This is a genomic window from uncultured Gulosibacter sp. (assembly GCF_963509965.1).
In the GTDB taxonomy this organism is placed as follows: domain Bacteria; phylum Actinomycetota; class Actinomycetes; order Actinomycetales; family Microbacteriaceae; genus Gulosibacter.
This window is the reverse complement of sequence record NZ_CAUPDE010000017.1, coordinates 1-14,403: the sequence shown is the minus strand read 5'-3', so window position 1 is coordinate 14,403 and position 14,403 is coordinate 1. Positions and strand designations below refer to the sequence as shown.

At 61.5% G+C, this 14,403-nt stretch carries 12 protein-coding genes and 1 pseudogene; 11 read left to right on the top strand and 2 right to left on the bottom strand.

The features are described 5' to 3' along the window. Positions 1 to 3: 3 nt before the first annotated feature. The 4 genes and pseudogenes from RQ865_RS09340 to RQ865_RS09325 all read left to right on the top strand — a co-directional run bounded on the left by RQ865_RS09340 (position 4) and on the right by RQ865_RS09325 (position 3,699). On the top strand, positions 4 to 369 hold the full coding sequence (locus RQ865_RS09340) for a DUF2185 domain-containing protein (protein WP_311479069.1): 366 nt from the start codon (positions 4 to 6) through the stop codon (positions 367 to 369). A 79-nt stretch (positions 370 to 448) separates the two neighbouring features. Further along, positions 449 to 1,285 (top strand): annotated as a pseudogene (locus tag RQ865_RS09335) (EamA family transporter); the annotation flags it as partial. A gap of 330 nt (positions 1,286 to 1,615) precedes the next feature. Then, positions 1,616 to 2,119, top strand: coding sequence for a thiol peroxidase (gene tpx, locus RQ865_RS09330; protein ID WP_230972629.1), 504 nt, complete (start codon positions 1,616 to 1,618; stop codon positions 2,117 to 2,119). A gap of 275 nt (positions 2,120 to 2,394) precedes the next feature. Continuing rightward, positions 2,395 to 3,699: an MFS transporter gene (locus tag RQ865_RS09325; RefSeq protein WP_311479067.1), complete on the top strand. Its 1,305-nt coding sequence runs from the start codon at positions 2,395 to 2,397 to the stop codon at positions 3,697 to 3,699. Positions 3,700 to 3,709: 10 nt separating this feature from the next. On the opposite strand, the gene sufU is transcribed toward RQ865_RS09325, so the two are convergent. Both sufU and RQ865_RS09315 read right to left on the bottom strand, forming a co-directional pair. Next, positions 3,710 to 4,177 (bottom strand): Fe-S cluster assembly sulfur transfer protein SufU, encoded by a 468-nt coding sequence (gene sufU / locus RQ865_RS09320; RefSeq protein ID WP_311479065.1) that lies wholly within the window; start codon positions 4,175 to 4,177, stop codon positions 3,710 to 3,712. Beyond that, entirely contained in the window at positions 4,177 to 5,472 is a 1,296-nt protein-coding gene (locus tag RQ865_RS09315) for a SufS family cysteine desulfurase (protein WP_311479063.1), read from the bottom strand. The genes sufU and RQ865_RS09315 overlap by 1 nt, the downstream gene beginning before the upstream one ends. Positions 5,473 to 5,577: 105 nt before the next feature. Between RQ865_RS09315 and argC the strand changes: the two genes are divergently transcribed. From argC to tyrS, 7 genes are all read left to right on the top strand, one after another. Continuing rightward, positions 5,578 to 6,624 (top strand): N-acetyl-gamma-glutamyl-phosphate reductase, encoded by a 1,047-nt coding sequence (gene argC, locus RQ865_RS09310; RefSeq protein WP_311479061.1) that lies wholly within the window; start codon positions 5,578 to 5,580, stop codon positions 6,622 to 6,624. Further along, positions 6,621 to 7,787: a bifunctional glutamate N-acetyltransferase/amino-acid acetyltransferase ArgJ gene (gene argJ / locus RQ865_RS09305; protein WP_311479059.1), complete on the top strand. Its 1,167-nt coding sequence runs from the start codon at positions 6,621 to 6,623 to the stop codon at positions 7,785 to 7,787. The genes argC and argJ overlap by 4 nt, the downstream gene beginning before the upstream one ends. A gap of 167 nt (positions 7,788 to 7,954) precedes the next feature. Continuing rightward, positions 7,955 to 8,797, top strand: a complete 843-nt coding sequence (argB, locus tag RQ865_RS09300) for an acetylglutamate kinase (protein WP_311479104.1) — start codon at positions 7,955 to 7,957, stop codon at positions 8,795 to 8,797. A gap of 54 nt (positions 8,798 to 8,851) precedes the next feature. After that, complete coding sequence (argF, locus tag RQ865_RS09295; RefSeq protein WP_311479057.1) at positions 8,852 to 9,802, top strand: ornithine carbamoyltransferase; 951 nt, start codon at positions 8,852 to 8,854, stop codon at positions 9,800 to 9,802. 172 nt (positions 9,803 to 9,974) lie between these two features. Beyond that, entirely contained in the window at positions 9,975 to 11,174 is a 1,200-nt protein-coding gene (locus RQ865_RS09290; protein WP_311479055.1) for an argininosuccinate synthase, read from the top strand. 4 nt (positions 11,175 to 11,178) lie between these two features. Further along, complete coding sequence (argH, locus tag RQ865_RS09285; protein WP_311479053.1) at positions 11,179 to 12,612, top strand: argininosuccinate lyase; 1,434 nt, start codon at positions 11,179 to 11,181, stop codon at positions 12,610 to 12,612. A gap of 145 nt (positions 12,613 to 12,757) precedes the next feature. Further along, positions 12,758 to 14,098: a tyrosine--tRNA ligase gene (gene tyrS, locus RQ865_RS09280; RefSeq protein WP_311479051.1), complete on the top strand. Its 1,341-nt coding sequence runs from the start codon at positions 12,758 to 12,760 to the stop codon at positions 14,096 to 14,098. Positions 14,099 to 14,403 lie beyond the last annotated feature (305 nt).

Sequence of the window (14,403 nt, the reverse complement as noted above, 5' to 3'; positions counted from 1 at the left end):
TGAGTGAATAAGTACATTGAATTCATCCCGAACGCCGGTGCCTGTACCGTCACCAAGAATGTGCTGTCGGAGGCCGGCAAAGTTCGTTGGATGGTGCGAGAAGAATCGAAACATCCCGCCGACAATGGCTGGGTAATCATGAGCCACATCGACACAGAGGACTACCTTAACGACGTCGACAACTGGCAGATTGCTGATTTCAACACAGTTTGTGCCATCGAGCCGGCGGTCATCGGAATTTGGAACCTGCCCGTGGGTTCCGACCTGCAGCTGGTTCGAGACGAACTTGGTATCCGCGTGGTAGACACTCCTACCGGGCGAGAAATCCCCTATGAGGAGTTGTACGTTCCACCGGGGTTTCAGCGGTAGGCAGTGCGCTCCAAATATTGCCGACACGTCAGGTCATGAACTTGCCGACGGTGAGGTTCAGCGGGCACGATAGCTTGCTATGAACCCATCGAGCGCACCCTCGCGCAATATCTTGCTGGCGATCGTCGCGCTCCTACTCGCCGCGTCGACCCTGCAGTTCGGGTCGGCGCTTGCGGCGATGAACTTCGACCGCGTCGACCCGATGGGCATCAGCGTCTGGCGATTGTGGATTGCCGCGATCGTGCTGGTGCTGCTCACCAGGCCCAGGGTTCACCAGTGGAGTCGTGATCAATGGCTGGCCTCAGTGTGGCTCGGTTTGAGCCTCGGCGCCATGAACATCACCTTCTACCAGGCCATTGAGCGGCTGCCGATCGGTATCGCGGTGTCAATCGAGTTTCTCGGGCCGTTGACACTCTCGGCCGTGCTTTCGAAACGTGCCCGTGACTTCGTGTGGATTGGGCTCGCGTTTGTGGCAATGGTGCTGCTGGCGGTGGAATCGTTCGTGGGGGCGAGTTCACTCGACCCCTGGGGCATTGTGTTTGCGCTGGCAGCTGGCACCTGCTGGGCACTATACATTCTTGCCGGCACCAATGCTGGCGCGAAGATTGAGGGCACTGGCGGGCTCGCAGTGGCTTTCGCGGTGTCGGCAGTGGCATCGGTTCCGTTTGGCGCACTGGCGGCGCTCACGGCATTCGGTAGCGGTGAGCTGGTGGCCATCATGGTGGCCATTGCGATGCTGGCCTCGGTGATTCCCTTCACCCTTGAGTATTATGCGATGCGACGCGTTCCGAAGCCCGTCTACGGCGTGCTCACTAGCCTCGAACCGGCTGTGGCGACGGCATTCGGGTGGCTCATCCTGCACCAAGTTGCCGGGCCGCTGCGCTTGCTGTCGATGCTGCTGGTGATCGTGGCGAGTGTCGGAATTACCCTCGGCGCTCGCAAAGTGGTGGAGGTTGATCTTGATCCCGGCCCCGGAACCGAGACCGCACCGATCACGCTGCCGATTCTGCCGAGCCGGCTGCAGGCAAACGCTCGCGAAACGCATCGCCTGGTGAAGCAGCGCGCCGCCTATAAACGGCGCGTGGGCGGTATTGCCGGGGCCCGTGCGCGTGCCTCGCGGGCGGTGTTCCTTGAACCGGGGATGACCACCGAGGCGATCCCAATCATTCAACAGCGGGCCGCAGATCAGCATCGAGCCGCAGCGACTTCGGGCGAACACTCAAGTTCACCTGTGACCATGAATCACATGGCAAATGTGACTCTTGAAGGCTCCACCACCATCAACCTCGCCCACGACCTGCCCGCAGTCGGCAGCAAGGCGCCCGATTTCACTCTCGTTGGCACCGACCTCGAACCGGTTAAGCTGAGCGACTTCGCCGGTAAGCGCGTTGTGCTCAACATCTTCCCGTCGATCGACACCGGCGTGTGCGCCGCATCGGTGCGCCGCTTCAACGAGCTGGCAGCAGGCTTCGACAACACTGTCGTGGTTTGTGTTTCAGCCGACCTGCCCTTCGCACAAGAACGCTTCTGCGGTGCCGAGGGCATCGAGAACGTGGTCAGCGCCTCGACATTCCGCTCGAGCTTCGGTAACGACTACGGCGTGCTCATGGTCGACGGCCCGCTCGAAGCGCTGCTGGCCCGAGCCGTCGTGGTGATCGACACCGACGGCACCGTGCGTCACGTTGAGCTCGTGCCCGAAATCGGTCAGGAGCCCGACTACGACGCGGCCAAGGCGGCGCTGAGTGCCTGAACACCTAGAGCTTAGGTCGCGCTAAATGATCCGTAGCGCGGTGTGCTTCTTCGAGTCGAGAAGCACACCGCGTTTTGTTGCCGTATCTCGACTTGGAATGCTGCTTGTTGCTGCGCAGTGATTGCTGTGAGCAACATGGGAATCATGGTTCCTTCTATCGAGTCAGGGACGGGGTAAAGTGGCCGATACCACCGGATAGATCAAAGTGGATAATCCGGCGTGGCAAGCGGGTCCTTGCTAGTGAACTAAGTGATGGGCCTGAGGGGAGTTCTGTCGTGGGGCATAGTCAATTACGCCTGCTGCGCCGGGCACAAACATTCATGGTGCTCGGATTCATTGCCTCGTATATCGGTTCCGAGCTTATTGACGGTGCCGTGTCGGGGTCGGTGGCCCTGGGCGCGCTCGCGGTGATTTGGGTGCCGTTCTACCAAACACTGACTCAGGCCGAAGACATGCTTGCGGTCGTGGTGACGCGGTGGTTGGAACGTTTTTCACCGACCCGTGTACTGTTCGGCATCGAAGCGATCGACCTGCTCGTCACCGTTGCAGCACTTGTCATCGTGATGATCTTTCCCGAAACGGCACTGTGGGTGCTCATCGGATATCTGGTTGTCGTTTCGCCGCTGCCGCTTTTTGTGGATATTGCCGAGGAACTCTACCTCAACGACCTAGGGCAATTTGATGAAAGCGTTGTGTTGCGTGGGAATGTGCTGATCTCAACAGCAACCGCAATTGCCGGCAGCATTATGGGGCGGCCACTGGGCGTGGTACTCGGCGCGCTCAGCGTGATGGTGTTGCTGGCCTTGAGCGCGCTCATGTCGGTTACTGCACTGTTGCTGCGTCACTTTTCAGTGCGCCAATTCGACCCATCCAGCACCGCTAAGAAATCAACTGATCAGGAATCCGATAGTGCCGAAGAACTCAGCTCAGCCAAGCGCGCACGAAAACAGTTGTCGTTTTGGCAGCGGGCACGCGTTTGGCGCGCAGAGCTCCTCAGCGGGGGATATCTATCTGCCACTGCGGCAGGCTTTTGCACACTCACGTTGGCGGTAACTGGCAGCTATCTCGGTATTTGGATTGCGCGCGGTGCTCAACAAACAGAAATTACGATACGGATGAGTGTGGTCATGCTGCTTCTGGGTATCACCGCCGTGGCGGTGCCACTGGTCAGCGGCTGGTTTATGAAGCGGTGGAGCGATGTAAAACACAGTCTCGCCTATTGGGTGCTCGTTGTCGCGACCGCGGGATTCATCCTGGCGTTTATCGGTGCGCTTTGCAGTCAGCATTGGGGCTGGGACCGGATGCTCGTGGTGCCAGGATTCTTGGTAATTACAGGCGGTCTGATGGCGTTCTCGTTTATATCATCGACTGCTCGGCAGGCCATCTTAAGAACTGCGCAATTTCGGCGCGTCATCGGTTGGGTTTTCACGCTCTCGGCACTCGGATCATCCATCGGCGTCTGGCTCGGATTTATGTTTCAGGTCGTCGAAAATCCGATTCCAGGGCTGTTGCTGAGCGGCCTTATCTGTCTGGCACTCACCACTGTAGCGCGCCCCCGAGCTGCCCACACCGAGGCGTAATTAGTCCGCACTATTGAGACAGATGATCCTGTAGTGCGGCCTCCACCGCCACCCACGCCAACATGGCGCACTTCACACGCATCACATATTTCGCGGTGCCCTCAAACGCGACCGCATCACCCAGCAGCTCAGCCTCACGGGAATCCTCGTCATAGCTGAGCTTGCCGCGCGAACGCATCATGTCGCGCATCGCCGCAATCGCCTCGCGAGCTTCCGCTACGCTGCGGCCACGCAACTGGTCAACTGCAATTGACGTCGACGCCATCGAAATCGAACAGCCATCGCCCACCCAACCGATCTCGTCAATTACCGCATCCTCGCCAGTTCCCGACAAACGCAGCCGCACCCGCAGCTCATCCCCACACGAGGGGTTCTTCTCGAAATGCTCGCAGTCGAACGGGTCGAGTTCGCCCTCACCGTGGCGTCGACGCGACGCATCCAAAATCACCTGCTGGTACAGCTCTGCAAGCTCGCTCATCAGCGCGCCCCGAACCAGTCAATTGCGCGGCCCACCGCGTCAACCAGCAGGTCGACCTCATCACCCGAGGTGGTCAGATAGGTCGACGCGCGAGTCGAAGCGGTGAGCCCCAGTCGGCGATGCAGCGGCTGGGCACAGTGATGCCCGCCACGCACCGCAATACCCTCCGCATCCAAAAACTGCGACAGGTCATGCGGATGCAGCCCCGCCACCGCGAACGCAGCCAGCCCCGAGCGCGGCACCGACGCATCATCGCCGAGCACCCGCACACCCGGCAGGGCCGAAAGCTCGGACACCAGCCGCGCACCGAGCGCTTCTTCATGCGCCGCAATCGCCGACATACCAACCGCATCTAGATAGCGACAGGACGCCGCCAACGCCACGGCCTGCGAAACCGGCTGCGTGCCGGCCTCAAAACGGGTGGGGGCAGGTAAGAAAGTCGACCGCTCCATCTCGACAACCTCAATCATCGAACCACCGGTTCGTGCCGGCGGAAGCTCGGCAAACGCATCCCGGCGGCCATACAGCACGCCGATACCCGTCGGGCCGCACATTTTGTGGCCCGAAAACGCCGCAAAATCAACACCGAGTACGTGCACATCCACCGGGCGGTGCGGCACCGACTGGCAGGCATCGAGCACCACGATCGCTCCCTTGGCGTGCGCGAGCTCAACCAGCTCAGCAACCGGTGCAATATGTCCGGTGACATTCGACACCTGCGCGAACGCAAACACGCGCGTGCGAGCCGAAAACTGAGCCCGCGCATCCGCAACCGACCAGGTGCCACGCTCATTCACCGGCACCCAGCGCAGCTTCGCGCCGGTAGCCTCGGCAAGCTGCTGCCAGGGCACGAGATTCGCGTGATGCTCGGCCTCGGTGATGAGGATCTCGTCGCCGGGCTGCAAAGCAAACCGGCCGGTGCCCGTCAGCGACGCACGCAATAGCGCGAGCGTCACCGTGTTGAGCGCATCGGTTGCGTTCTGCTGCCAGGCAATTTCGTCGGCATCGGCGCCGATAAACGCCGCCACCGTCTCGCGCGCCGTTTCAAACCCATCGGTGGCCAGCGCCGCCAGCTCGTGTGCGCCACGGTGCACCGCAGCATTGTGTTCGGTCAAAAACTCACGTTCGGCATCGAGCACCGCTTGCGGGCGCTGCGCGGTGGCCCCAAAATCGAGGTAAGTGAGCGGTTTATCGTGCACTGTGCTCGCGAGAATCGGGAAGTCGCGACGCAGCTGGCGCGCCTGCTCATCGCTGAGGGCGGCCTCGGGGTTGTGAGAATCAGTCACGGTGCTCATATTTCGAGCGTACGTGAGCCGCCCGAAAACACGCGCCGCATTGCGAAGTGCTACGCGCCCGAAACACGAAATTGGGGCCGGTGCTGGCCGCACTAGGATAGGTGCATGACATTTACCGCAGCAGTAGCCGGCGCATCCGGATACGGCGGCGGCGAACTGCTCCGTCTGCTCGCTGCCCATCCCGAAATTGAGGTGCGCACCGTAACCGCCCACTCGCAGGCGGGGCAGCGGCTGCGAGAAGTGCATTCGCATCTGGCGAGCTACGGCGATATGCAGCTCGCACCCACCAGCGCCGAAACCCTCGCCAGGCACGACATCGTGTTCCTGGCGCTACCACACGGCGCTTCGGCCGAAATCATCAAGCAGCTCGATGATTCGGCACTGATTGTTGATGCCGGCGCCGATTTTCGGCTCGAACGCGAACAAGACTGGCGCGACTACTATCCCGGCCCCTGGGCTGGAACGTTCACCTATGGGATGCCCGAACTGCCGCTTGCATCCGGCGGTAAACAGCGTCGCCAGCTGCGCGACACGCGACGCATCGCCGTGCCCGGATGCAATGCCACCGCGGTATCGCTGGCGCTCGCCCCGGTAATTGCCGAGCGGCTCGTAGACCCCGAAGACCTCACCGCGGTGCTTGCCGTGGGCCCCTCGGGCGCCGGGAAAAAAGCCTCGGTGGCAATGCTCGGCAGCGAACTGCTCGGCAACGCCGTGCCCTATAACGGCTACGGCAGCCACCGACACATTCCCGAAATCAAACAAAACCTGCGCCGGGCTTCGGATCTCGACAGCACCCTCGCGTTCACGCCGGTGCTCGTGCCGATGGCGCGCGGTATTCTGGCCACCTGCAGTGCTCGACTCGCACCAGGGGTCGACCTCGACCGGATCCGCGCGGCCTACGAAGCTGCCTATGCCGACGAAGCCTTCATCGAACTGCTCGACGAGGGCGCTTATCCGCGCACCAGCGACGTTGTCGGCTCAAACCGGGTGGCCATCGGCTTCGGCATCGACGAGCGTGCGGGGCGGCTCATCGTCATTTCGGCAATTGACAACCTCGTTAAGGGCACCGCCGGTGCCGCCATCCAATCGACCAATATTGCCCTGGGCCTGCCCGAACAGCTGGCCCTCCCAGTGAACGGAGTTGCACCGTGAGTGTTCTCGCAGCCAAAGGATTTCGCGCGGCCGGCGTTGTCGCCGGCATTAAATCGACGGGCAAGCGAGACGTCACAGTAGTCGTGAACGACGGCCCCTCGGCGGCGGCAGCAGCCGTGTTCACCAGCAATCGCTGCCAGGCCAACCCCGTGATCTGGTCGATCGAAGCGATCGCCGACGGTACCGCATCCGCCATCACTCTCAACTCGGGCGGCGCCAATTGCTACACCGGCCAGTTCGGCTATGAAACCACCGAGCTCACCGCCAAACGCACCGCCGAACTGCTCGACCTACAACCGAGCGATGTGCTCGTGTGCTCCACCGGGCTCATCGGCGCCGGTGACGAAATTTTCCGTGCCAAAGTGCTCGCCGGCGTTGAAGCCGCCGTGAACGAGCTCGGTAGCGACGAAACTTCGGCACACAACGCTGCCGAAGGCATCCTCACCACCGACAGTCACGAAAAGCTCTCGCAGCGCCAGGGCACAGGCGGGTACGTCATTGGCGGCATGGCCAAGGGAGCCGGGATGCTGGCACCAGGTCTTGCCACCATGCTCGTGGTGATCACCACCGATGCCGATCTTGAATCGGCAGCGCTCGACCGCGCGCTGCGAGCCGCCACCGCCGTCACATTCGATCGCGTCGATTCCGACGGCTGCATGTCAACTAACGACACCGTGGCGCTCATGGCATCGGGAGCATCCGGCATCACACCCGACGAGGCCGAGTTCACCAGCCAACTCACCGAGGTGTGCGCCGAGCTCGCGAAAATGCTGCAGCAGGATGCCGAGGGCGCCAGCCACGACATCACCATCACCACCGTGGGCGCAGCCAGTGCTGAGGATGCGGTGGCAGTTTCGCGTGCCGTCAGCCGCTCGAACTTGTTCAAGGCAGCGATTTTCGGCAACGACCCCAACTGGGGGCGCGTGCTTGCCGCTGCCGGCACCACCGACGCAGTATTTGAGCCGCAAGAGCTTGACGTCACCATCAACGGTGTAATGGTTTGCAAAGCCGGTACACCGTACGAACCCGTTGATCGCGTCGATCTCACGCCCCGCGAAACCAGCGTGCTCATCGACCTGCACGCGGGCGAATATGAGGGCACGATCCTCACCAACGACCTGACCCACGACTACGTCCACGAAAACAGCGCGTACTCTTCGTAGGCGCCGCAACGGTAAGAACTGTGACCGAATTTTCCAAGCCCACCGATAGCGAGATCCCGGCAACCACCGGAGCAATCCCGGCACTCACCGAGCGTCGGCTAAGCGATACACAGTACCCCGATTTTGATCCGCGCTACCGACCCGCAGTCGCGAAAGTCGAAACCCTCATCGAGGCGCTGCCCTGGATGCAGCGCTACCACCAGCAGATTGTGGTGGTGAAATTTGGCGGCAACGCCATGATCGACCCGTCACTGCTTGATGCGTTCGCTGCCGACATCGCGTTCTTGCGCTATGCGGGGGTGAGGCCGGTTGTGGTGCACGGCGGCGGCCCGCACATCAGCCGGATGCTTGAACGTGTAGGTATCGAGTCGGAGTTCCGCGCCGGCTACCGCTACACCTCACCCGAAGCCATGGAGATCGTACGGATGGTGCTCGGCGGCCAGGTGGCACGCGAGCTTGTTGCTGCCATCAACGAGGTCGCCCCGGTTGCCACCGGCGTATCGGGTGAGGATGCGAGCCTTTTTCAAGCGCGTCGCAAAACCACCGACGCGATGGGCAACCCTATCGACCTCGGCCTGGTGGGAGAGATTGAGCGCGTGAACCCGCAGGTGGTGCTCGCTGATATCGCTGCCGGACGCATCCCTGTTGTATCGACCATCGCATCTGATATCGATCATCCACGCAAGGCGCTCAACATTAACGCCGACCGGGCCGCAGCGGCGCTCGCGGTGGCGATCGGCGCGAAAAAGCTCGTCATGCTCACCGATGTGGAAGGTATCTATCGCAACTGGCCCGACCGCTCTTCGCTCGCATCCTCACTCACGCCTGAAGAACTGCGAGAGATGCTGCCAAGCCTTGCTTCGGGAATGATCCCCAAGGCACAGGCCTGCCTGGAAGCAATCGACGGTGGCGTAAAACAGGCCACCATCATCGATGGGCGAGTGGCGCACTCGACGCTCATGGAAATCTTCACCCATGATGGCTTCGGCACCGAAGTGAAGGCCGACTAGGGCACCCCGAAGCAACCGAACAGACCTCAACACCGACCAGAAAATAGGTTCCAAATGATTCGCCACTTCCTTCGTGATGACGATGTCACGCCCGCCGAGCAGGCCGAGATTCTTGATCTGGCAGAACGCCTCAAACGCAACCGGTTTGCTGCTCGTTCGCTCGAGGGGCCGAAATCGGTCGCGGTGATCTTCGACAAATCGTCGACGCGCACCAGGGTGTCGTTTCATGTCGGTATCTCAGAGCTTGGCGGTAGCCCGCTGATCTTCACCACGGCCACCAGCCAGCTCGGTGGCAAAGAGACTCCCGCCGACACTGCCCGCGTGCTCGAACGCATGGTAGAGGCGGTGGTGTGGCGCACCTACGCTCAGGAGGGGCTTGAGCAGATGGCAGCGGGCACCCGCATCCCGATCATTAACGGGCTCAGTGACGACTTCCACCCCTGCCAGCTGCTGGCCGATCTACTCACCATTCGTGAACACAAGGGCGGCACCGCTGGGCGCATCATGACCTTCATTGGCGACGGTCGCAGCAATATGGGTCACTCGTATTTGCTTGGCGGTGCCACTGCCGGGATGCACGTGCGAGTGGTCTCGCCCGATGGTTACCTGCCGCGCGAAGACGTTGTCGAGGATGCACGCCGCATTGCCGCCGACACCGGTGGCTCGGTGCTGGTGGGTTCGGATCTGGTAGAGCTCACCACCGGTGCAGATATTGTCGTTACCGACACCTGGGTGTCGATGGGGTTTGAGGCTGAAAAGCAGCGCCGACTCGAAGCGTTTGCGGGTTACCGCGTCACAAGCGAGGTGATGGCACACGCGGCCGATGACGCGATATTCATGCACTGCCTGCCTGCTGATCGCGGATTCGAGGTGGATGCCGAGGTGATTGACGGCCCGCAGTCGGTAATTTTCGACGAGGCCGAGAACCGCCTGCACGCCCAAAAGGCCCTGCTGGCATGGCTGCTGGCAAAGGCTAACGACGAAGCGGTGGTGCTGCGCGACTAGGCGCAGGTGCACGCGGTCTGCACTCAGCTGTAACTAGACTGGAACTATTGGCAGGCCGCGGCCAGTATCACCGAACATTTTGACGCCGCACTCAGCGCTTCTGCTGAAAACCGGCGCATCTGCTGGAAACGGTTTGTGAAACGAAACCGGACGATAACGAACAGGAGCAGCAATGACCGATCGCATTGTGTTGGCGTACTCGGGTGGACTCGACACGACTGTCGCCATCCCGTGGATCAAAGAACGCACCGGCAAAGACGTGATCGCGCTGGCGATTGACGTGGGCCAGGCCGGTGAAGACCTCGAGCAGGTGCGTGAGCGCGCACTCGGCTCGGGTGCTGTCGAATCGGTTGTGATTGATGCTCGCGATGAGTTCGCTGACGACTACCTGGTGCCCGCGCTCAAGGCTAATGCGCTGTATCAGCGCCGCTATCCGTTGGTGTCGGCCCTGTCGCGGCCGCTCATCTCGAAGCTGCTGGCGCGCACCGCCCGCGAACTCGGTGCCAACTCGATCGCGCACGGCTGCACCGGTATGGGCAATGACCAGGTGCGTTTCGAGGCGGCCGTGTATGCGCTTGCTCCCGAACTGAACTCGGTTGCTCCCATCCGTGACCTCTCGCTCACTCGCGATGTGGCCATCGAATATGCTGAGCAGCACAAGCTGCCGATTCGCCAGTCGAAGAGCTCGCCCTACTCGATCGACCAGAACATGTGGGGCCGCGCAGTCGAGACGGGCTTCCTTGAAGACCCGTGGAACGCGCCGGTTGAGGATTTGTACGAGTACACCCAAGACCCGACTGTCGACCGCGAACCCACCGAGGTGCTCATCACCTTCGAGACCGGTGTGCCGGTTGCACTTGATGGTGAGCGTCTCGCCATGCGCCAGATGGTTGAAAAACTGAACAAGCTCGCTGGCGACCAGGGTGTTGGCCGTCTGGATATGGTGGAAGACCGCCTGGTTGGCATCAAGTCGCGTGAAATCTACGAGGCACCGGCCGCCATCGCCCTGATCGAGGCACACACCCACCTTGAAGACCTCACGCTTGAGCGTGACGTGGCCCGCTACAAGCGGCAGGTTGAGGTGGAATGGTCGAACCTCGTGTACGACGGCCTGTGGTACGGCGGCCTCAAGCGTTCGCTGGATGCGTTCATCGACTACACCCAGCAGAAGGTTTCGGGCGATGTGCGCCTGAAACTGCACCAGGGCCGCGCCGTTGTCACCGGCCGCCGCTCAGACGAGTCGCTCTACGACTACTCGCTGGCGACCTACGACACCGGCAACACCTTCAACCAAGACTCGGCCCGCGGCTTCATCGACATTTGGAGCCTGCCATCGCGCATCGCTGCTCGTCGCGACAAGCCGGAGCTCTAAGCAGATGACGGGTCAATCGAAAAACCGTGCCGGCGAAGACGGCGCCCTGTGGGGTGGCCGCTTCGCCGGCGGCCCGTCACCGGAGCTCGCGCTGCTGTCGAAGTCGACTCACTACGACTGGAAGTTTGCGCACTACGATCTGGCAGGTTCGCGCGCGCACGCGAAGGCGCTTGCCGCAGCGGGTTACCTCAGCGACACCGAGCTCGACGGGATGCTCGCGGCGCTCGACGAGCTGGAACGTCGCGTTGCCGACGGCACGTTTATGGCTGCCGAGGCCGATGAAGACGTGCACTCGGCGCTTGAGCGAGGGCTGATGGAAATCGCCGGACACGAACTTGGCGGCAAGCTGCGCGCCGGTCGCAGCCGCAACGACCAGATCGCCACGTTCATCCGCATGTACATTCGCGATAAGTCGGCGGGGCTCGCCGAGCTTATCGGTCAGCTGATCGATGCGCTCGGCCAGCAGGCCGAAGCGAATCTTGACGTCATCATGCCGGGGCGCACGCATCTGCAGCACGCGCAGCCGGTGGTGCTCGGTCACCAGTTGCTGGCCCACGCTTGGCCGCTGATTCGCGACCTTGAACGCATCCGCGATCTGCGTGGCCGAGTTGACGAGTCGCCCTACGGGGGTGGTGCGCTGGCCGGGTCGACCCTCGGGCTTGACGCGCAACTGGTGGCGCACGAACTGGGGTTCAGCCAATCGTCGCCGAACTCGATCGACGGCACTGCCTCGCGTGATCTCGTTGCCGAGTTCGCCTATGTGCTGGCGCAGATCGCGGTGGATGTGTCGCGGTTGAGTGAAGAGATCATCCTGTGGAACACGAAAGAGTTCGGGTTCCTCACGCTCGACGACTCATATTCCACCGGTTCGAGCATCATGCCGCAAAAAAAGAACCCGGATATCGCCGAGCTCGCCCGCGGTAAAGCCGGGCGCCTGCTTGGCAACCTCACGGGGCTGTTGGCAACGTTCAAGGCGCTGCCACTGGCATACAACCGTGATCTGCAGGAAGACAAAGAGCCGCTTTTCGATTCAGTTGAGCAGCTAGAGGTGCTGCTGCCGGCTTTTATCGGCATGATTCGCACGGCTACCTTCCACGGTGACCGGATGCGCGAACTGGCACCGCAGGGTTTTTCGCTGGCTACCGATGTTGCCGAGTGGCTGGTGAAGCGTCACGTGCCGTTCCGGGATGCACACGAGATCGCCGGTGGTTGCGTGAAACTTGCCGAATCGAAGGGCGTTGATCTTGACGGGCTGAGTGACGACGATTTTGTGAGCGTTTCACCACTGCTGACCCCCGAGGTGCGTGAGGTGCTCACGGTCGATGGCTCGGTAGCCACCCGCGACGGTCGCGGCGGCACTGCACCGGTGCGGGTTCGCGAACAGCTCGACGAGCTTCGTGCCCGGCTTGACACCCTCGCTGCCGAGTCGCTCAACTAATTCGTTGTCGCTGCTGTTCGTGCTGAACTTGTAGCTCTTATTGCGTGAAGCCGCGCCTCGACCGCTGGGGTGCGGCTTCACGCTTTTGTGTCTAACCGTCGAAGGTTAGACGTCACTTGCCGGTTGGTCGCGGCGCGGCTGCTCGATGCGGGGGAGCGGGCCATCTGTTGATACGGTTGACAGCGTGACAGTACGTGATCTTTCTTGGCAGGCGAACGACAGCTCGTTCGACCACATTCTCGATGAACTGCAGTGGCGCGGATATATTCACGTTTCTACCGACCTGGATGCACTGCGTCAGCGTCTCGATGAGGGCCCGATCACGTACTATTGCGGCTTTGACCCCACCGCCGCATCCCTGCATCTGGGGCACCTGGTGCAGTTGCTGCTGCTGCGCCGGCTGCAGCTTGCTGGCAATAACCCGCTCGGCCTCGTTGGCGGCTCGACCGGTCTGATTGGTGACCCGCGCCCCACCGCTGAACGCACGTTGCAATCGCGCGAAACTGTGGCCGGATGGGTCGAGAAATTGCGCGGTCAGATCGAGGGATACCTCGACTTCGAGGGCGAGCATGCCGCACGGATGGTCAACAATCTCGACTGGACCGCAGAACTTACCGCCATTGATTTCTTGCGTGACCTCGGTAAACACTTCCGCGTGGGAGCCATGCTGAAAAAGGATGCGGTTTCGGCGCGCTTGAACTCGGAGGCGGGTATCTCGTATGCCGAGTTCAGCTACCAGATTCTGCAGGCCTACGACTTCTTGCAGCTGCACGAGCGCTATGGACTCGAACTGCAGACCGGTGGCAGCGATCAGTGGGGCAACCTTGTTGGTGGCGTTGATCTCATCCGTCGCGTAACCGGGGATGCGGTGCACGCGCTGGGTTCACCGCTGATCACCAACTCGGACGGAACCAAGTTTGGTAAGTCGGAGGGGAACGCCATCTGGATTGATGGTGCGCTCACCTCGCCCTACACCTTCTACCAGTTCTGGCTCAACACCGATGACCGGGATGTGATCGACCGACTCAAGATTTTCACTTTCTTCACCCGCGCCGAGATTGAGGAATTTGGCGAGAAGGTTGCGAACGAGCCCTTCAAACGGGAGGCGCAGCGGGCGCTGGCACATGCGGTGTGCACCATCGTGCACGGTGAAGCCGCGGCAACCGCGGCGGAAGCTGCATCGCAGGCGCTCTTTGGTCGCGGTGAGTTGCGCACACTCGATGCAGACACGTTGCGGGCAGCGGTTACCGAGCTGCCGCACACCGAGGCCAAACTCGGCGACGATATTGTCCAGCTGCTGGTTGCCGCTGGGGCAGTGGATTCGCTGAGCGAGGCGCGTCGCGCGATCAAGCAGGGCGGTGTTTCGCTTAATAACGAGAAGATCGATTCTGAGCAGCGTGTGCTCGAAGCCGACGATCTGCTGCCTGGCAGCACTGTGGTGCTGCGTCGCGGTAAGAAGACGCTCGTTGGCGCCATTGTTGCCTGAAACTGCGGTCGCGACACGCCCGGGATTCAGCAACGACTTGCAGTACCGGTGAACGCTGCGTAAAGTTACATCCTGTCGCCGCACGGAGCGCTGGAACAGCGGTCATCACCGCGAATCAGCGGAGCGGCGATATCGAGATCAGAGCGCGTTCTGCTTCGGCAGTCGCTCTGACCTATAAGATGCGCGACCGAGCCTCGGCTCGGAAGGGTATCGCATACAGAACTACCACTCCCGGTGTAGCTGACATGGTTTGTTGTGTTGGTGGTGTTGGGGTGTGTTTGGTCCTTGAGAACTCAACAGCGTGC

Excerpts from the sequence above, each read along its gene's own strand:
- tpx (WP_230972629.1), top strand. The coding sequence starts at position 1,616 with ATGGCAAATGTGACTCTTGAAGGCTCCACCACCATCAACCTCGCCCAC.
- sufU (WP_311479065.1), bottom strand. The coding sequence starts at position 4,177 with ATGAGCGAGCTTGCAGAGCTGTACCAGCAGGTGATTTTGGATGCGTCG.
- RQ865_RS09315 (WP_311479063.1), bottom strand. The coding sequence starts at position 5,472 with ATGAGCACCGTGACTGATTCTCACAACCCCGAGGCCGCCCTCAGCGAT.
- argC (WP_311479061.1), top strand. The coding sequence starts at position 5,578 with ATGACATTTACCGCAGCAGTAGCCGGCGCATCCGGATACGGCGGCGGC.
- argF (WP_311479057.1), top strand. The coding sequence starts at position 8,852 with ATGATTCGCCACTTCCTTCGTGATGACGATGTCACGCCCGCCGAGCAG.
- RQ865_RS09290 (WP_311479055.1), top strand. The coding sequence starts at position 9,975 with ATGACCGATCGCATTGTGTTGGCGTACTCGGGTGGACTCGACACGACT.
- argH (WP_311479053.1), top strand. The coding sequence starts at position 11,179 with ATGACGGGTCAATCGAAAAACCGTGCCGGCGAAGACGGCGCCCTGTGG.
- tyrS (WP_311479051.1), top strand. The coding sequence starts at position 12,758 with ATGCGGGGGAGCGGGCCATCTGTTGATACGGTTGACAGCGTGACAGTA.